Origin of the sequence: Micromonospora sp. WMMB482 (assembly GCF_019038635.1) — a bacterium.
Classification (GTDB): Bacteria; Actinomycetota; Actinomycetes; order Mycobacteriales; family Micromonosporaceae; genus Micromonospora; species Micromonospora marina.
This window is the reverse complement of sequence record NZ_JAHOPD010000020.1, coordinates 1,315,612-1,333,642: the sequence shown is the minus strand read 5'-3', so window position 1 is coordinate 1,333,642 and position 18,031 is coordinate 1,315,612. Positions and strand designations below refer to the sequence as shown.

General features: G+C 72.7%; 17 protein-coding genes and 1 pseudogene. 8 read left to right on the top strand and 10 right to left on the bottom strand.

The annotated features are described in order from the left end of the window. Positions 1 to 3: 3 nt before the first annotated feature. Complete coding sequence (locus KSK32_RS07080; protein ID WP_216929674.1) at positions 4 to 357, bottom strand: chorismate mutase; 354 nt, start codon at positions 355 to 357, stop codon at positions 4 to 6. A 289-nt stretch (positions 358 to 646) separates the two neighbouring features. Here KSK32_RS07080 and pcrA point away from each other — a divergent pair, with 289 nt between their 5' ends. Beyond that, complete coding sequence (gene pcrA, locus KSK32_RS07075) at positions 647 to 3,058, top strand: DNA helicase PcrA (protein WP_216929672.1); 2,412 nt, start codon at positions 647 to 649, stop codon at positions 3,056 to 3,058. Between the two features lie 59 nt (positions 3,059 to 3,117). Here pcrA and KSK32_RS07070 read toward each other — a convergent pair whose 3' ends face one another. Together KSK32_RS07070 and KSK32_RS07065 are read right to left on the bottom strand one after the other, a co-directional pair. Further along, positions 3,118 to 3,885, bottom strand: coding sequence for a M23 family metallopeptidase (locus KSK32_RS07070; protein WP_216929670.1), 768 nt, complete (start codon positions 3,883 to 3,885; stop codon positions 3,118 to 3,120). A gap of 250 nt (positions 3,886 to 4,135) precedes the next feature. Then, positions 4,136 to 4,846, bottom strand: coding sequence for a M23 family metallopeptidase (locus KSK32_RS07065; RefSeq protein ID WP_216929668.1), 711 nt, complete (start codon positions 4,844 to 4,846; stop codon positions 4,136 to 4,138). A 401-nt stretch (positions 4,847 to 5,247) separates the two neighbouring features. Between KSK32_RS07065 and KSK32_RS07060 the strand changes: the two genes are divergently transcribed. From KSK32_RS07060 to sucD, 3 genes are all read left to right on the top strand, one after another. Beyond that, complete coding sequence (locus KSK32_RS07060; protein WP_216929666.1) at positions 5,248 to 5,652, top strand: cobalamin B12-binding domain-containing protein; 405 nt, start codon at positions 5,248 to 5,250, stop codon at positions 5,650 to 5,652. A gap of 413 nt (positions 5,653 to 6,065) precedes the next feature. After that, positions 6,066 to 7,244 carry an ADP-forming succinate--CoA ligase subunit beta gene (sucC, locus tag KSK32_RS07055; protein WP_013288514.1) on the top strand — a complete coding sequence of 393 codons (1,179 nt, stop codon included), beginning with the start codon at positions 6,066 to 6,068 and terminating at the stop codon, positions 7,242 to 7,244. A 2-nt stretch (positions 7,245 to 7,246) separates the two neighbouring features. Further along, positions 7,247 to 8,134 (top strand): succinate--CoA ligase subunit alpha, encoded by an 888-nt coding sequence (sucD, locus tag KSK32_RS07050; protein ID WP_018784660.1) that lies wholly within the window; start codon positions 7,247 to 7,249, stop codon positions 8,132 to 8,134. A gap of 56 nt (positions 8,135 to 8,190) precedes the next feature. Here sucD and KSK32_RS07045 read toward each other — a convergent pair whose 3' ends face one another. Beyond that, positions 8,191 to 8,460, bottom strand: coding sequence for a DUF4190 domain-containing protein (locus KSK32_RS07045; protein WP_216929665.1), 270 nt, complete (start codon positions 8,458 to 8,460; stop codon positions 8,191 to 8,193). Positions 8,461 to 8,618: 158 nt separating this feature from the next. Between KSK32_RS07045 and KSK32_RS07040 the strand changes: the two genes are divergently transcribed. Next, a complete protein-coding gene (locus tag KSK32_RS07040) occupies positions 8,619 to 9,926 on the top strand; it encodes a DUF6350 family protein (protein WP_216929663.1) in 1,308 nt (435 codons plus the stop codon). A 55-nt stretch (positions 9,927 to 9,981) separates the two neighbouring features. Here the strand turns inward: KSK32_RS07040 and KSK32_RS07035 are convergent, their stop codons facing one another. Further along, positions 9,982 to 10,524 carry a DUF4190 domain-containing protein gene (locus tag KSK32_RS07035; protein WP_216929661.1) on the bottom strand — a complete coding sequence of 181 codons (543 nt, stop codon included), beginning with the start codon at positions 10,522 to 10,524 and terminating at the stop codon, positions 9,982 to 9,984. Between the two features lie 34 nt (positions 10,525 to 10,558). Further along, positions 10,559 to 10,855 (bottom strand): CD225/dispanin family protein, encoded by a 297-nt coding sequence (locus KSK32_RS07030; RefSeq protein WP_216929659.1) that lies wholly within the window; start codon positions 10,853 to 10,855, stop codon positions 10,559 to 10,561. Positions 10,856 to 11,033: 178 nt separating this feature from the next. Here KSK32_RS07030 and purN point away from each other — a divergent pair, with 178 nt between their 5' ends. The 3 genes from purN to KSK32_RS07015 all read left to right on the top strand — a co-directional run bounded on the left by purN (position 11,034) and on the right by KSK32_RS07015 (position 13,793). Next, a complete protein-coding gene (gene purN, locus KSK32_RS07025) occupies positions 11,034 to 11,654 on the top strand; it encodes a phosphoribosylglycinamide formyltransferase (protein ID WP_216929657.1) in 621 nt (206 codons plus the stop codon). Next, positions 11,651 to 13,225 (top strand): bifunctional phosphoribosylaminoimidazolecarboxamide formyltransferase/IMP cyclohydrolase, encoded by a 1,575-nt coding sequence (gene purH, locus KSK32_RS07020; RefSeq protein WP_216929655.1) that lies wholly within the window; start codon positions 11,651 to 11,653, stop codon positions 13,223 to 13,225. The genes purN and purH overlap by 4 nt, the downstream gene beginning before the upstream one ends. 151 nt (positions 13,226 to 13,376) lie before the next feature. Then, positions 13,377 to 13,793 (top strand): hypothetical protein, encoded by a 417-nt coding sequence (locus tag KSK32_RS07015; protein WP_216929654.1) that lies wholly within the window; start codon positions 13,377 to 13,379, stop codon positions 13,791 to 13,793. Between the two features lie 223 nt (positions 13,794 to 14,016). Here KSK32_RS07015 and KSK32_RS07010 read toward each other — a convergent pair whose 3' ends face one another. From KSK32_RS07010 to KSK32_RS06995, 4 genes and pseudogenes are all read right to left on the bottom strand, one after another. Continuing rightward, positions 14,017 to 15,045 (bottom strand): ABC transporter ATP-binding protein, encoded by a 1,029-nt coding sequence (locus KSK32_RS07010; RefSeq protein WP_216929652.1) that lies wholly within the window; start codon positions 15,043 to 15,045, stop codon positions 14,017 to 14,019. Then, positions 15,029 to 16,066, bottom strand: coding sequence for an ABC transporter ATP-binding protein (locus tag KSK32_RS07005; protein WP_216929650.1), 1,038 nt, complete (start codon positions 16,064 to 16,066; stop codon positions 15,029 to 15,031). Before KSK32_RS07005 ends, KSK32_RS07010 begins: the two co-directional genes overlap by 17 nt. A 6-nt stretch (positions 16,067 to 16,072) precedes the next feature. Further along, positions 16,073 to 17,029, bottom strand: coding sequence for an ABC transporter permease (locus KSK32_RS07000; RefSeq protein WP_091426149.1), 957 nt, complete (start codon positions 17,027 to 17,029; stop codon positions 16,073 to 16,075). An 18-nt stretch (positions 17,030 to 17,047) separates the two neighbouring features. Further along, a pseudogene (locus tag KSK32_RS06995) lies at positions 17,048 to 17,985 on the bottom strand (ABC transporter permease). Positions 17,986 to 18,031: the final 46 nt, after the last annotated feature.

The following is an 18,031-nucleotide window of genomic DNA, read 5'->3' as shown; positions in this document are numbered from 1 at the left end:
ACGTCACAGCGGGCCGCGGCCGGCGCGCAGCAGCAGGAGCGCGAGCTGGGTGCCGTCGGCGCCGAGTTCGGACCGGAACCGCTCCAGGATCTCCCGCTCGCGGGAGAGCACCAGCCGGGTGCCGCCGGACGCCATCCGGGTCGCGCCGACCTCCTGGGAGAGCGCCGCCCGCTCCTGCCAGAGCGCGATGAGAGTGCTGTCGATCTCGTCGATCCGCCGCCGGATCTCGCCGATCCGCTCGGCCGCCGCCGCGTCGTCGGTGCCGGTCCGGGCCGCCGCGGCCCCGGTCGGGTCGCCGCCGGCCGGCCGGTCGTGCCGCGCCAGGCTGCCGCTGGACTCCACCACGTCAGTCATCATCGTCGTCCCTCTCGGGGCTCGGGCCCGGTACCCGGATCCCGGAACGAAAACGCCCCGGGCTCTGGGGAGCCCGGGGCGTTTCGCAGGTCTGTGATCAGGCGCGACCTACGGCTGCCGGACTCCCGGTGCCGTAGTAAAAGGAGAAGCGCTGATCGAACACGTCGTCGAGTATGCCGACCACCCGGGCGGGCGCGCAAGGAGACGCACCAACAGGTGAGACGTGACGGTGTGCGCGCAGCGGCGGCGCGGGCGGGGAAGTGTCCGCCCGGCGGCATAGACTCGGGCTGCGATGCATCCTCTCTTCGACATTCCCACATCCCCGCCCGCGCCGGAGTCCCCGCCCGCGCCGGAGTCCCGGCCGACCCCGCCGCGCCGTCCCGGGGGTGCCGGGTCGGATCCGGGTGCCCTCCTCGACGGCCTGAACGGCCCGCAACGGGACGCGGTGACCCACGCCGGCTCCCCGTTGCTGATCGTGGCCGGCGCCGGGTCCGGCAAGACCCGGGTGCTGACCAACCGGATCGCCTACCTGCTCGCCGCCCGCGACGTGCACCCGGGCGAGATCATCGCGATCACGTTCACCAACAAGGCCGCCGGTGAGATGAAGGAGCGGGTGGCCGCGCTGGTCGGCCCGCGCGCCCGGCTCATGTGGGTCTCGACGTTCCACTCCGCCTGCGTACGCATCCTGCGGGCCGAGCACGAGCACGCCGGCCTGAAGTCGACGTTCTCGATCTACGACGCGGACGACTCGCGCCGGTTGATGCAGATGGTCGCCCGCGAGCTGGACCTGGACCCGAAGCGCTACCCGGCCCGGGGCCTGGCCGCGCAGGTGTCGAACCTGAAGAACGAGCTGGTCGACCCGGAGGAGTTCGCCGGCCGGGCCAAGGGGCCGAACGAGCGGGCGCTGGCCGAGGCGTACACGCTCTACCAGCGGCGGCTGCGCGAGGCGCACGCGCTGGACTTCGACGACCTGATCATGACGACGGTGCACCTGCTCCAGTCGCACCCGCACGTGGCGGAGAGCTACCGGCGCCGGTTCCGGCACGTGCTGGTGGACGAGTACCAGGACACCAACCACGCCCAGTACGTGCTGATCAAGGAGTTGGTCTCCGGGACCGAGGGCATCGCGCCGGCCGAGCTGTGCGTGGTCGGTGACGCCGACCAGTCGATCTACGCGTTCCGCGGCGCGACCATCCGCAACATCCTGGAGTTCGAGCGGGACTTCTCCGACGCCCGCACGATCCTGCTGGAGCAGAACTACCGCTCCACCCAGACCATCCTCAACGCGGCGAACGCCGTGATCGACCGCAACACCTCCCGCAAGCCGAAGCGGCTGTGGAGCGACGCCGGGTCCGGCGAGCAGATCGTCGGGTACGTCGCCGACACCGAGCACGCCGAGGCCGACTGGGTCGCCCGGGAGATCGACCGGCTGGTCGACGACGGCGAGACCCGCCCGGGCGACGTGGCGGTGTTCTACCGCACCAACGCCATGTCCCGCGTGTTCGAGGAGGTGTTCATCCGGGTCGGCCTGCCCTACAAGGTGGTCGGCGGGGTGCGCTTCTACGAGCGCAAGGAGGTCCGCGACGCGCTCGCGTACCTGCGCGCGGTGGTGAACGACGACGACACGGTCAGCCTGCGCCGGATCCTCAACACCCCGCGCCGGGGCATCGGCGAGCGGGCGGAGGCGTGCGTGGAGGCGCTGGCCGCACGGGACCGCATCTCCTTCGGCGCCGCGCTGCGCCGGGCCAAGGACGCACCGGGCATCTCCACCCGGGCGGCGAACGGCATCGCCGAGTTCGTCGCGCTGCTCGACGCGGCCCGGGAACTCGCCGACACCGGCACGCCGGAGGAGGTGCTGGAGGCGGTGCTGACCCGCTCGGGCTACCTGGCCGAGCTGGAGGAGAGCCTCGACCCCCAGGACGCCGGCCGGGTGGACAACCTCCAGGAGCTGGTGAGCGTCGCCCGGGAGTACACCGAGCGGATCGAGGCGCTCGGCGCCGACGACGAGCGGGCCACGTTCGCCGGTTTCCTGGAGCAGGTGGCGCTCGTCGCCGACGCCGACCAGATCCCGTCCGATGATCCGGACCACCAGGGTGTCGTCACCCTGATGACGCTGCACACGGCCAAGGGCCTGGAGTTCCCGGTGGTCTTCCTGACCGGCCTGGAGGACGGCGTCTTCCCGCACCTGCGCTCGCTCGGCGACACCCGCGAGCTGGAGGAGGAGCGGCGGCTGGCGTACGTGGGCATCACCCGGGCCCGCCAGCGTCTCTACCTGTCCCGTGCGGTGACCCGGTCGGCGTGGGGCGCCCCCGCCTACAACCCGCCGTCGCGGTTCCTGGAGGAGTTGCCACCGGAGCTGGTCCGCTGGGAGCGCACCGAGGGGTCGTACACCTCGTGGGGCGGCGGAGGCGGCGGCGTGGGCGGCCGGGCGGACCGTCTCGGCCGCGGCGGCTTCGCCGGCGGCACACCCAAGGCGACCGAGCTGGCGAAGCGGCTGGGCGTGGACGCCAGCCGCCTGGCCACCGCCAGCGAGCTGAAGCAGGCCCCGAAGGTCTCCGTCGGGGACCGGGTCAACCACCAGCGGTACGGCCTGGGCCGGGTGCTGGCGGTGGAGGGGGCCGGGCCGGGGGCCAGGGCCCAGATCGACTTCGGCGACCAGACCATGTGGCTGGTGCTGCGGCACGCCCCCATCGACAAGCTCTGACGTGTGCGGGCCCGGTCCGGCTCGTTGCCGGGCCGGGCCCGCCTCCTGTCGTGGCGCGGTCAGCAGGCCACGTCGACGCCCCGGGCGCGCAGGAACGGCGCCGGGTCGATCTGGTTCCACATCGCGCCCTGGTGCACCTCGAAGTGCAGGTGCGGGCCGGTGGAGTCGCCGGTGGAGCCCTCGTACCCGATGACCTGACCGGCCTTGACCGTGTCCCCCACGCCGACGGCGAGCCGGCTCTGGTGGGCGTAGTGGGTCAGGTAGCCGTTGTGGTGGTCGATGAAGACCGAGATGCCGTACCCGTCGCCCACGTCACCGGCCTTGACCACGGTGCCCGCCGCGGCGGCGTGGATCGGCGTGCCGGCCGGCATGGCGAAGTCGATGCCGGCGTGCTGGGTGCCCCAGCGGGGCCCGTAGCAGGACGTGATGTCGGCCCCCTTCATCGGGATGACCCACGTCGGCTTCTTCGCCACTGTCTTCTTCTTCGGCTTGGGCTTGGGTTTCGCCGTCGCCGTCTTCTTCGGCGCCGGGCTGGCCGCGCTCGGACTCGGCGACGGGCTGGCCGGTACGGCGGACGGGGTGACCGGCTCGCGGGCCGAACGGTCGGCGCGGGCGGCGTCGTCGGCGCGGGCCGCTACCCCGAGGTCGACGGCGGCCGGTGTCGGGTCGGACGGGGCGGTGGTGGCGACCACGCCACCGATGCCGAGGCCGAGCACTGCCACCGCGCCGGTGACCACGTAAACGGTGCGCCGGGCGCGGCGCGGGCGCCGGTGCCGGGCGGGCGCGTTGTCCGGGGTGGGGCTGCTGTGCTGCACGGGATCCTTCATCGGTTTCGAGGGCACGTGACCTCGAAATACTGGTGTCGGTGCAGGTCGCAGCGGGTATCGGGGGTACGGAGGCGGTGGCCCGCGCCGCCGCCGCGCGTCCCGTTTCGGACCGGTCGGCCGGTTCGGTCGAAGAGACGATCATCCGTCGATGTGTTCCCGCTCACATCCGGCGGTGTGACGTGGCAGACATCGGTGCAGACGAAACCGCCCGGACCGTGCGGTCCGGGCGGTGACGGGGCGGTACGGAGCGTCAGGAAGCGGCTACGTCGCTGTAAACTGCCTCGACTTCGAGCTGAATGTCCACTCCGCGATCCTTGAGGAACGCCACCGGGTCCTCCGGCTGGCCCTTGACATGGATCTCCAGGTGCAGGTGGGAGCCGTAGGAGTGGCCGGTGTTGCCGACCAGGCCGAGCTGGTCGCCGGCCTTCACCTCCTGGCCCTCCTTGACCGTCACCGCTGAGGAGTGGCCGTAGATGGCCTCGGTGCCGTCGGGGTGCTTGACGATGACGGCGTAGCCGTAGCCGCCGAACCAGCCGGCCTTGGTGACGGTGCCGGCGTGGACCGCCTTGTAGGGCGTGCCCTCCGGGGCGACCAGGTCGATGCCGGTGTGCAGCTTGCCCCAGCGCATGCCGTAGGGGGACTTGAAGTCGTAGCCGTGCAGCGGCAGGAGCCACGGATCCTGCTCGGCGGCCTTGCTGTCGGAGCGGTCGGCACGGGACGGGCGCTCCGCGCTGTCGGCACGCGCGGCGGCGTCCTGGCTGGCGACCGAGGCCTGCCGGAGCTCGTCGAGGACCGACGGGTTGACGCTCTTGGCGTCGGGGAGGGCGTTCGCGCCGATGGCGACGATGCCGGCACCGACGAACGCGGTGGTGACCACCGCGGCGTAGCGGCTCCGCGGGGGGGTGGGTACGCGGCGGCGGCCGCGATAGCGATCGGGCTCAGACGACAGGCGCTGGCGCACGCACACCCTCCGTTGTCGGGGATCCGATGCGACTCCGGACCGTTCGGTGAAGCTCGGTCGAACCTCCGGTGTCGCGTCGTCACCCGTCCGTGGACCTGATGACAACCGTGGACACGTTAGCCAACCGCCACTCCTGTCACAAGCCGAAGCGCCGAATTGCCGATTCGTTATGTCCAATTCCATCCGACCTTGTCATATCTCGTGCCGCCGGTCGGATGGCCTGTCGACCGCCCTTTCGTCGCGGACAGTGACCGAACGGCGGAGGTGTCCGGCTTCCCGCGTACCCGGGTGGGCGGTAGGGGGTGGCTCATGTGCGGGAAGGTCCGGCCCGGCTTCCCGCCTCCCGTCCGGCCGGGTTACCGTTCGTTAAGGTCAGGAGTGCCGGTGAAAGGTGTGCGCAGATGAGCTCTCGTATCCGGGTCGTCGTCGCGAAGCCCGGCCTGGACGGCCATGACCGGGGGGCGAAGGTGGTCGCCCGCGCCCTGCGTGACGCGGGCATGGAGGTCATCTACACCGGCCTGCACCAGACACCGGAGCAGATCGTCGAGACCGCGATCCAGGAGGACGCGGACGCGGTCGGCCTCTCGGTGCTCTCCGGCGCGCACATGACGCTGTTCAAGCGCGTCGTCGAACTGCTCACCGAGCGCGACGCCACCGACATCGTGGTGTTCGGCGGCGGCATCATCCCCGAGGCCGACATCCCGGAGCTGGAGCGGCTCGGCGTCGCGAAGATCTTCACCCCGGGCGCCACCACCGGGTCCATCGTCGAGTGGGTGCGGAAGAACGTCGCCCAGCCGGTCGGCTGACCGGCCGCATTTCCGGCTCCGGGCACGGGGGAGGGGCCGGACGCACCCCTCACACGCCCGGCCCCTCTATGCACGATGCCCCGCCGCCACCCCTCGACCGACAGGGCATCGGCCGCTCCCGTCGTCGCGCTTGACCAGCGCGCCGACATCACACTCAACGACGCCCCCGGCGGGCGGTTACGCCCCGGCCCGGACATCCCCCGGACGGCTGACGCCCGGCGCGGCCGTGACCGGCCCGGCCGCCCCGGTCTGTGCATTACCGCACACCCCGCACCCGCTCGGTTGCCGCCGGTTCCCATCTCGTTAGGCTGCGGCAAATGGCCTGTCTCTTCTGATGACAGGCGTCAAACTGATTTTCCGAAGCTGGTGGCGGCGCGACGGCGCGCCGCGGAGACGGGACGGGACGCGCAATCGTGGACCTGTACGAGTACCAGGGGCGGGACCTGTTCGAGCGGCACGGCTTGCCCGTGCTCGCCGGCGGCGTCGCCACTACCCCGGAGGAGGCCCGCGCGATCGCCGAACGCCTCGGCGGCCGGGTGGTCGTCAAGGCGCAGGTGAAGGTCGGTGGCCGCGGCAAGGCCGGCGGCGTGAAGCTGGCCGAGGGCGCGGAGGAGACGGTGGCCCGGGCCACCGACATCCTCGGCATGGACATCAAGGGTCACACCGTCCACAAGGTCATGATCACCGTGACCGCGGACGTGGCCGAGGAGTACTACTTCTCGTATCTGCTCGACCGGGCGAACCGCACCTTCCTCTGCATCGCCAGCGTGGCCGGCGGCATGGACATCGAGCAGGTCGCGGCAGAGACCCCGGAGCGGGTCGTGAAGGCGCCGATCGACGCCAACACCGGTGTGGACGAGGCCAAGGCGCGCGAGATCGTCACCGCGGCCGGCTTCCCGGCCGAGATCGCCGACCAGGTGGTCGAGGTCGCGGTCAAGCTGTGGCAGGCGTTCGTGGCCGAGGACGCCACGCTCGTCGAGGTGAACCCGCTGGCCACCACCAAGGACGGCAAGCTGCTGCTCCTGGACGCCAAGGTCACCCTGGACGAGAACGCCGGGTTCCGGCACCCGGACCACGAGGCCCTGGTCGACCAGGCGTCGGTGGACCCGCTGGAGCAGGCCGCGAAGGCCAAGGACCTCAACTACGTCAAGCTCGACGGCGAGGTCGGCATCATCGGCAACGGCGCCGGCCTGGTCATGTCCACGCTCGACGTGGTCGCGTACGCGGGCGAGCGGCACGGCGGCGTCAAGCCGGCCAACTTCCTCGACATCGGCGGCGGCGCGAGCGCCGAGGTGATGGCGAACGGGCTGGAGATCGTCCTGTCCGACCCGTCGGTCAAGAGCGTCTTCGTCAACGTCTTCGGCGGCATCACCGCCTGCGACGCGGTCGCCAACGGCATCGTGCAGGCGCTGGCGCTGCTGGAGCAGCGCGGCGAGAAGGCCACCAAGCCGCTCGTCGTCCGCCTCGACGGCAACAACGCCGAGGCCGGTCGGGCGATCCTCGACGGCGCGGCCAACCCGCTGATCCAGCGGGTCGACACCATGGACGGTGCGGCCGAGCGGGCCGCCGAGCTGGCAGCTGCGGGGGTCTGACAATGGCTATCTGGCTGACCAAGGACTCCAAGGTCATCGTGCAGGGGATGACCGGTTCCGAGGGTTCCAAGCACACCCGGCGGATGCTCGCCGCCGGCACCAACGTGGTCGGCGGCGTCAACCCGCGCAAGGCCGGCACCACAGTCGACTTCGACGGCACCGAGCTGCCCGTCTTCGCCTCCGTCGCGGACGCGATGAAGGACACCGGCGCGGACGTGACTGTCATCTTCGTACCGCCGCAGTTCACCAAGGCCGCCGTGGTCGAGGCGATCGACGCCGGCATCGACCTGGCCGTGGTGATCACCGAGGGCGTGCCGGTGCACGACACCGCCGCGTTCTGGGCGTACAACCGGGCCCAGGGCGAGCGCACCCGGATCATCGGTCCGAACTGCCCGGGCATCGCCTCGCCGGGCGCGTCCAACGCCGGCATCATCCCGGCCGACATCACCGGCTCCGGCCGCATCGGCCTGGTCAGCAAGAGCGGCACGCTGACCTACCAGATGATGTACGAGCTGCGCGACATCGGCTTCTCCACCTGCGTCGGCATCGGCGGTGACCCGATCATCGGCACCACCCACATCGACGCCCTGGCCGCCTTCGAGGCGGACCCGGAGACCGACGCGATCGTCATGATCGGTGAGATCGGTGGCGACGCCGAGGAGCGGGCGGCCGAGTTCATCAAGGCCAACGTCACCAAGCCGGTGGTCGGCTACATCGCCGGCTTCACCGCCCCGCCCGGCAAGACCATGGGTCACGCCGGCGCGATCATCTCGGGCTCGGCGGGCACCGCCGACGCCAAGAAGGCGGCGCTGGAGGCGGTGGGCGTCAAGGTCGGCAAGACCCCGACCGAGACCGCCAACCTGATGCGGGAGATCATGTCCGGCCGCTGAGCGGCCGTACGACGCACCGAGGGGGCCGACCGGGGAACCGGCCGGCCCCCTCGCGTTCAGCGATACCAGTACGGGTAGTACGAGTTGCCCCGGGCGCGCACGATGGCGCTGGCGACGATGTTGATCACACCGAACGCGATACCCAGCCAGCCGAGCAGTTGCGACCTGCCGTTGCGCCGCGCGTCGCGGATCGACAGCGCGCCGAAGACGATGCCCAGGATGCCGCAGCAGAACAGGCCGAAGACGATGCCGAGGACGCCCCAGAGCGTGGTCCGGTCCCGGCCGACGGCCGGTGGCGGCGGGGGCGGCGGAAACGGAGCGTTCACGGCTTCCTCCGAGCGGTCGGCGCCGCGACGGGAACGGTCGCGTCTGAGGCCGAGGCTAGACCGGATCACCGCCGCGGGACCGGGGTTCGGCGAACTCGCCACGCTGCCGACCCGGTATCGGACTGCCGTCCTTCTCGCGGCGTGCCAGAGTAGACACGATGTCACGCGTCACCCCTGACCAGCCCCGCCGTCCGGCCACCGGTCCCCCCGCCGGCGCCCGGCCGCCCGGCCGTGCCCGCCCGGCCGCGCGGGTGCCCGCACCCCGATCGGGTGAGGAGCGCCGCAGCCGGGCCCCGCTGCCGGTCGCCGCCGGGGTGGCCGCGCTCTGGGCGGCGCTGACCTCCTGGCTGCCGGTCTCCGCCGTGCTGGGCCTGGCCCAGCTCAGCGAGGACGCCGGATCGTTCGGCGGCGCGTTGCGCGCCGGCCTGGCCGGCTGGCTGCTCGGGCACGGGGTGCCGCTGCAGACCACCGCCGGGCCGCTCGGCCTGGCGCCGCTCGCGCTCAGCGCGCTCGCCGTCTGGCGGCTCACCCGCGCCGGGGTGCACGTCAGCCGGGCCGTCGGCGCGCGCGGGGCCGGCTCGCCCCGCCAGGCGCTCACCGTCGCGGTCGCGGTCGGCATCGGGTACGCGCTGCTCGGCGCGCTCGCCGCGTTCGCTGTCGATGCGGGCGGCCTGCGCGTCTCCCCGGTCACCGCCGCGCTCGTGTTCGCCGCGTTCGGCATACCGGCCGCCCTGGTCGGCGCGCTGCGCACCACGGGTGTGTGGGCGCTGCTGGCCGCGCGCTGCCCTGCGCCGGTGCGTGACGGTCTGCGTACCGGACTGGTCGCGGCGCTGCTGCTGTGCGGCGCGGGCGCCGGCGCGGCCGGGCTGGCGGTGGCCACCGGCGGCGGCGACGCGGCCGACATGATCGGGGCCTACCGGACCGGGGTGGCCGGCCAGGCGGGCATCACACTGGTCAGCCTCGCCTACGCGCCCAACGCCACCGCCTGGTCGGCGAGCTATCTGCTCGGCCCCGGGTTCGCGGTCGGCACCGACACCGCCGTCCGCACGAGTGAGGTCTCCGTCGGCGCGCTGCCGGCCGTACCGTTGCTGGCCGGTCTGCCGCGTGGCCCGATGGACGGGCTCGGAGGCGCGCTGCTGGCCGTGCCGGTGCTGGCCGCGATGGCGGCCGGCTGGCTGCTGGCCCGGCGGCTGCTGCGCGCGGCGGCCGAGGAACGCGCCGAGGTGGGCTGGCCGGCGCTGCTGGTGCCGGCCGTGCTCGCCGGACCGGTCGCCGGCGCGCTGCTGGGGCTGTTCGCGGCGGCCTCCGGCGGGTCGCTCGGCGGTGGCCGGCTGGCCGAGATCGGCCCGTCGCCGTGGGCGGTGGCCGCGGTGGCCACGCTGGTGATCGGATTGGGGACGGCGCTGGGTGCCGCCGCCACCCGTACGCTGACCCGCCCGGCGCGCCCCACACCGCCGCCCCGCTGACCGGAACGCGCGAGGGGCGCCCGGCAGCCGCCGGACGCCCCTCGTCGTACGACGGTCAGGAACCGAAGTTGTTCATGTTGATCGCGGCGCCGGCGATGGCGCTGATGATGCCGACGACCACGCCGACGGCACCGCAGATCAGGGCGGCCCTCGCCTGGCCGGCGTTGCTGGCCTCACCGGACTGGACCTTCTTCTGGCCCAGCACGCCGAGGATGACGGCCGCGATGCCGGCCGGGACACCCAGCAGCGGGCAGCACAGGCCGAGCACGATCGACGTGATGCCGACGATCATGCCGATCAGGCCCATGGTGTTGTTCTGCCCCTGCCCCTGCCCCGGGCCGCTGGGGTAGCCGGCGGCCGGGTACTGCGGCGCGGCGCCGTACGGCTGCTGCTGCGCGTACGGGTCCTGGCCGTAGGCGGGCTGACCCGAGGTGGGCTGGCCGTACGGCTGGCCCGAGGTCGGCTGCTGCCCGTACTGCGGCTGCTGGCCGTACTGCGGGGCCTGCGGCGGCTGCGCGTACGGGTCGTTCGGCTGGGCGTTCGAGTCCTGGTTCGGCTGCTGGCCGTACGGGTCCTGTCCGGGGTAACCGGGCTGCATGTCAGGTGCTCCTCAGGTCGGTTCTGTTCGTCAGTCAGTTTGTGCCGCTGTCGCCGGCGAGACCAGCCAGGCCGCCGAGGAGGCAACATCCCACCACGATGACGGCGATCCAGACCAGGCCGACGATGAGGGCCCACTTGGACCACTTCTTGGACTCGGCGGCGGCGGCCTGGGCGCCGGCGTAGTCACCCTGCTGGATCAGCGGGTTGACCTTCGACGCGTTGATGATGGCCGGGATCGCGAGCGGCCAGAACAGGAAGATCGCGACGATGGACATCGTCATGTTGTTGTCGATCTGCTGCGGCTGCTGCGGGGGGTATCCGGGCTGCATGGCGGTACTCCTCGGTCCGACGGCACGCGGCGTGCCGGTTCTTCGTGGGGGTGCGGGCCGGGCGCGAGGCCGGACACCGGGCGACCGGCAGCGTACCGCGACCACGCCACCGGAGAGGTCATCCGATGAGCCGCCGCCCCGCGGCCGGACCTGCTGACCTGCCCGATAGGGTTGCCCGGTGACCGAGCCCGCGTCCGTCGCCCGCCTCGTCGTCCTCGTCTCCGGTTCCGGCAGCAACCTCCAGGCGTTGCTGGACGCCACCGCCGACCCCGGGTACGGCGCCCGGGTGGTCGCCGTCGGCGCCGACCGGGACGGGATCGCCGGCCTGGACCGGGCCGCCGCCGCGGGTGTGCCGTCCTTCGTCGAGCGGGTCAAGGACCACCCCACCCGTGCCGACTGGGACAAGGCGCTCACCGCGCGGGTCGCCGAGCACCGGCCCGACCTGGTCATCAGCGCCGGGTTCCTCAAGCTCGTCGGTCCGGAGTTCCTGGCCGCGTTCGGCGACCGCTACCTCAACACGCACAACACGCTGCTGCCGGCGTTCCCCGGCATCCACGGCCCCCGCGACGCGCTGGCGTACGGCGTCAAGCTCACCGGGGCCACCCTGTTCTTCGTCGACGCCGGCATGGACACCGGTCCGATCGTGGCCCAGGTCGCGGTGCCGGTGCACGACGACGACGACGAGGACGCGCTCACCGAGCGCATCAAGTCCGCCGAGCGGCGCCAGCTCGTCGAGCAGGTCGGCCGCCTGGTCCGTAAAGGTTGGACGATCACCGGCAGAAAGGTCACCATCCCGTGAACGCCACTGAGGACGCCGGTCGCCGCCCGATCCGGCGCGCGCTGGTCAGCGTCTACGACAAGACCGGCCTGGTCGAGCTGGCCCGCGCCCTGCACGAGGCCGGCGTGGAGATCGTGTCGACCGGGAGCACCGCGTCGACGATCTCCGGCGCCGGGGTGCCGGTGACGCCGGTCGAGCAGGTCACCGGCTTCCCGGAGATCCTCGACGGTCGGGTCAAGACGCTGCACCCGAAGATCCACGGCGGCCTCCTCGCCGACCTGCGCAAGGACGCGCACGCCGCGCAGCTCGACGAGCACGGCATCGCCGGCATCGACCTGCTGGTCTCCAACCTCTATCCGTTCCAGGCCACAGTCGCCTCCGGCGCCGGCACCGACGAGTGCGTGGAGCAGATCGACATCGGCGGTCCGGCGATGGTGCGGGCCGCGGCGAAGAACCACGCCTCGGTGGCGGTGGTGACCGACCCGGCCGCGTACCCGGCGGTGGTGGCCGCGCTCGCCGAGGGCGGCTTCACCCTGGCCCGGCGCCGGGCGCTGGCGGCCCGCGCGTTCGCCGACATCGCCGACTACGACGTCGCAGTGGCCGACTGGTTCGCCACCACCGTCTCGCCGGCGCAGGACGGCTGGCCGGAGTTCGCCGGGCTGGCGCTGCGCCGCCAGGCGGTGCTGCGGTACGGCGAGAACCCGCACCAGGCGGCGGCGCTCTACACCGACCCGGGCGCGCCGGCCGGGCTGGCCCAGGCCGAGCAGTTGCACGGCAAGGAGATGTCCTACAACAACTACGTCGACGCGGACGCCGCCTGGCGGGCCGCGAACGACTTCCCGGACCAGCCGGCGGTGGCGATCATCAAGCACGCCAACCCGTGCGGCATCGCGGTGGGCGCGGACGTGGCCGAGGCGCACCGCAAGGCGCACGCCTGCGACCCGGTCTCCGCGTTCGGCGGCGTGATCGCGGTGAACCGTCCGGTCGGCGCGGCACTGGCCGGGCAGGTCGCGGAGATCTTCACCGAGGTGCTCGTGGCGCCGGGCTTCGACGAGGACGCGCTGGAACTGCTGCGGGCCAAGAAGAACATCCGGCTGCTGCGCGCGCCCACGTACGCCGTGCGGCCCGCCGAGTGGCGGCAGGTCAGCGGCGGCGTGCTGGTGCAGACGCGGGACGCCGTCGACGCGCCCGGCGACGACCCGGCCGGCTGGACGCTCGCCACCGGCGACCCGGCCGACGCAGCGACGCTGCGCGACCTGGCGTTCGCCTGGCGGGCGGTACGCGCGGTCAAGAGCAACGCGATCCTGCTGGCCCGTGACGGCGCCACAGTCGGCGTCGGCATGGGCCAGGTCAACCGGGTGGACTCGGCGCGGCTGGCGGTCAGCCGGGCCGGTGACGAGCGGGCCCGCGGTTCGGTCTGCGCCTCGGACGCGTTCTTCCCGTTCGCCGACGGTCCGCAGATCCTCATCGACGCCGGGGTGCGGGCGATCGTGCAGCCGGGCGGCTCGATCCGGGACGAGGAGACCATCGCGGCCTGCAAGGCGGCCGGCGTCACCATGTACCTGACCGGCACCCGGCACTTCTTCCACTGACGAGTCCGGCCCGGCCCGTCCGGGTGCGTCGGTCCACCACGCGGCTGACGCACCCGGACGTCGTGCCGTTGCCCGCCGCGGGAGGCGGTTGCTAGCGTGTGCGCGGCGACGACCCAGCGTCTCCGCTGTCCGTGAGCCCGGCAGGTGTGCCATGCGCGTTCGCGACCGGTTGACCGCCGTCGTCGTCACGCTGGCGTTCGTCCTGGCCGGACTGGGATCGGCCGCCGCACCCGCCGCCCCGGTCGTCGAAGCGCTCGGCGTCTCCGTCGTCGAAGGCGCTCCCACCGTCGCGCCGCCCGCGGCGGCCGCCGTCTCGGCGAGCGGGACGAGCCCGGTCGCGCTGCGTGCCGCGTACCCCCGAACCTCCTGGTCGGAGCGTGCCGCCGGACCGTGGCACGACCACGGCGGCGGCCTCGGCCACGCCGACGGACCGGACGACCTGGCCCCGGCCGCGCTCTCGCGCGCGGCCGGTCCGGCCGTCCCGGAGCCCGTCGTGCCCGCGCCCCGGCCGCCGGTCGTGCCGCTGCCGCGCGGCCCGCTCGCCGCGCGCGCCCCGCCGGCCGCCTGAGCCGCACCGAACCCGCAGCCCGCAGCCCGCAGCCCGCAGCCCGCACCGGGACGCCGCGCTCGCGCCGCACCGGAGAAGCCGTGTCGACCCGGCGGTCTCCGCCGCGAGCCGCCGTCCAACCGGCGGCGCGCCTCACGCCGCCGGGCCCCGGGTCCGCCGTCCGCGCGCGTGCCCGCATCGGAGGCCCCGCCCCCTCTTCCTCCGGGGGACGGGGCCTTCGTCGTCACGCCTCGGTGCGCACCTCGGCGAAGTGGCAGGCGCTGGGGTGCGGGTCCGCCGCGCGGGGTACCGCCTGCGGATCCTGCGTCGCGCAGACCTCCTCGGCCTTCCAGCAGCGGGTCCGGAAGTGGCAGCCGGACGGCGGCTCGGCCGGGCTGGGCACGTCGCCGGTGAGCCGGATGATGGTCCGCCGGTCGCGGGCCTCCGGGTCGGGGACCGGCACCGCCGACAGGAGCGCCTGGGTGTACGGGTGGGTCGCGCGCTGGTAGATCTGCTCCTCGGTGCCGATCTCCACGATCCGGCCCAGGTACATCACCGCCACCCGGTCGGAGATGTGCCGCACCACCGACAGGTCGTGGGCGATGAAGATGTACGACAGCCCCAGCTCGTCCTGGAGCTGTTCGAGCAGGTTGATCACCTGGGCCTGGATCGAGACGTCGAGGGCCGACACCGGCTCGTCGCAGACGATGATCTCCGGCCGCAGCGCCAGCGCCCGGGCGATGCCGATGCGCTGCCGCTGACCGCCGGAGAACTGGTGCGGGTAGCGGTTGACGTGCTCCGGATTGAGCCCGACCACGTCGAGCAGCTCCTGCACCCGCTGCCGCCGGCTGCGCTTCGGTGCCGCCTCCGGGTGGATCTCGAACGGCTCGCCGATGATGTCGCCGACTGTCATGCGCGGGTTCAGCGAGGTGTACGGATCCTGCATCACCATCTGCATGTTCCGGCGCAGCCGGCGCAGGTCCGCCCCGGTCGCCCGGAGCAGGTCGCGTCCCTCCAGCGCGACCCGCCCGGAGGTGGGCGTCTCCAGGCGCATCAGCAGCCGGGCCAGCGTGGACTTGCCGCAGCCGGACTCGCCCACCACGCCGAGCGTCTCGCCGCGCCGCAGCTCGAACGAGACGCCGTCGACCGCCTTGACCTGGCCGATGGTCTTCTTGAACAGCACCCCCTGGCTGATCGGGAAGTGCTTGACCAGCTGGTCGACGGCGAGGATCGTCTCGCCGCGCACCTTGGCGGGTTCAGCCGTCGCGGTCATCGTGCACCTCCTGGGCGAAGTGGCACGCGCTGGTCCGCCCGTCGCCGAGCACCAGGTCGTGCGGCACCTCGTCCACACAGACCTGCTGGACGTACGGGCACCGGGGGTGGAACGGGCAGCCGGACGGGATCGCCATCAGGTTCGGCGGCAGCCCGCGGATGCTGGACAGCGCCTGGCCGCGCACGTCCAGTCGCGGGATCGACTCCAGCAACCCCTTCGTGTACGGGTGGGCCGGCGCCCGGTACAGCGCGTGCACGTCGGCGTGCTCGACGATCCGGCCCGCGTACATGACGGCGATCCGGTCCGCCACACCGGCGACCACGCCCAGGTCGTGGGTGATCAGGACGAGCGCCATGCCGAGGTCCCGGCGCAGGTCGGCCAGGAGGTCCATGATCTGCGCCTGCACCGTGACGTCCAGCGCGGTGGTGGGCTCGTCGGCGATCAGTACCTTCGGGTCCAGCGCCAGCGCCATGGCGATCATGACGCGTTGCCGCATGCCGCCGGAGAACTGGTGCGGGTAGTCGCCGATCCGCTTCGCCGCGGCCGGGATCCGGACCAGGTCCATCAGCTCGACAGTGCGCCTGCGCGCGTCGGCGCGCGACATCCCGGCCCGCTCGCGCAGCGACTCGCCGATCTGCCAGCCGACCGGGAAGACCGGGTTCAACGCCGACAGCGCGTCCTGGAAGATCATCGCGATCTCGGCACCGCGGATCTGCCGGCGTTCCTCCTCCGGCCGGGTGAGCAGGTCCCGCCCCTGGTAGAGAATCTGCCCGGCGCGCACGTACGCGGGCGGGGTGTCCAGGATTCCCATGATCGCCTGGGCGGTGACGGACTTGCCCGAGCCGGACTCGCCCAGCACCGCGAGCGTCTCACCGGCGTCCAGGTGGTACGTCACCCCGTTGATCACCCGGGCCACGCCCTCCCGGGTGCGGAACTCGACGTGCAGGTCCCGTACCTCCAGCAGGTGGCCGCCGGGCGGGGTGGGTGAGGCCGGCGTGGGCCGGACCGCGTTCTGGGTCATTGTTGTTCACCGGAGCTTCGGGTCGAAGGCGTCGCGGATCGCGTCGCCGAGCATGATGAAGGCGAGCACGGTCAGGGCGAGGAACGTCGACGGCACGATCAGCGGCGTCGCCGACTCCCGCATGTGCACCCGGCCGGCGTCGATGTCGATGCCCCAGGAGATGGTCGGCGCCTTCAACCCGATGCCGAGGAAGCTCAGCGTCGCCTCGGCCGCGATGAACGACCCGAGCGCGATGGTGAGCACCACGATGGCCGGGGCGAGCGCGTTCGGCAGGATGTGCCGCCACATGATCCGGCCGTTGCCGGCCCCGAGCATCCGGGCCGCCGCCACGTAGTCCTGCTCCCGGGCGGTGATCACCGAGGAGCGGACCACCCGGGCCGCGGTGGTCCAGCCGAGCAGCGCCAGGACGAGGATCACCGCGAACAGGCGTACCGTGTCGCCGCTCGTGCTCACGCGCTTGAGCAGCACGATCGCGGCCAGCAGCAGCGGGATGCCGAGCACGATGTCGATCACCCGGGACAGCACCGCGTCGACCCACCCGCCGAAGTAGCCGGCGAGCATGCCGACGACGAGGGCGATCACGCCGGTGATCAGCGCGGAGAGCGCGCCGACGAGCAGTGAGGCACGGGCGCCGTAGACCGCGCGGGCGAACGTGTCGCAGCCCTGGAAGTCGTACCCGAAGATGGCCCCGCCGGACGGCCCGGCGTGCTGCCGCGACAGCACACAGTCGCGCGGGTCGTTGGCGGCGAACAGCCCGGGCGCCACCGCCATCGCGGCGACCAGCACCACCAGGAGCAGGCTGATCCAGAAGACCGGGTTGCGGCGCAGATCCCGCCAGGCGTCACCGGCCAGGCTGCGGGCGCGGTCCGGCCGCCCGGCCCGGCCGGGCGTGCCCGGCTCACCTGACACGCCGCGCCGCGCGGCCTGGTTCTCGGTCGCCGCCACCGTCTCGAAGTCGCTCACGGCCGCACCTCGCTGCGCTCACTCATAGCGGATCCTCGGGTCGAGTACGGCGTAGAGCACGTCCACCACCAGGTTGGACAGCAGGTAGACCACGACGAGCACGCTGACGATGCCGACCACCAGCGGGCCGTCCTCGGTGCGGATGCCGCGGAACAGGTTGAAGCCGACGCCGGGGACGTTGAACACGCCCTCGGTGATGATCGCGCCGCCCATCAGGTTGCCCAGCTCGACGCCGAGGAAGGTGACCACCGGGATGAGCGAGTTGCGCAGTACGTGCACGCCGACGATGCGGCGTCGCCGCAGGCCCTTGGAGCGGGCGGTCCGGACGTAGTCGGCGCGCAGGTTCTCGGTCACCGAGGTACGCGTCAGCCGCAGCGCGGTGGCCAGTGAGAGCGAGCCGAGCACGATGCCGGGGAGCAGCAGCGCGTAGAAGGAGGGCTGGGCTCCGGCGGTGGGCGGGAAGACCGGCCACCGGACGCCGAGGAAGTACTGGGCCAGCGGGGCCAGCACGATCGTGGGGATGCCGAGCACCAGCAGCGTGAGCACGAGCGTGGCGTGGTCGAACACGCCGGAGCGGCGGATCGCCGCGATCACGCCCGCGGTGACCCCGAAGATCACCGTCACGGCCATCGCGATCACGGCGAGCTTCACCGTGACCGGCCAGGCGGCGGCGAGGATGTCGCTGATCTGCCGTCCGGTCAGCGACTCCCCGAGGTCGCCCTGGACCAGGCCGCCAGGTAGTCGAAGTAGCGGTAGAAGAAGCCGCCGACACCCGTCGCGTCCAGGTGGTACTTCTCGGTCAGGTAGGCGCGCTGCGCGGCGGTCACCGGCCGCTCCCCGGCGAGGGCCTGGATCGGGTCGCCCTGCCCGGCGAACATCAGCGCATAGACGATCAGCGTGGTCCCGAAGAAGGCGAGGACCATCTGGAGCAGTCGCCGCAGGATGAAGCGGAGCATGCTGGCAAGTCTGCCGAAAACAGGTTAAATGCGTGCCAATGCGAGG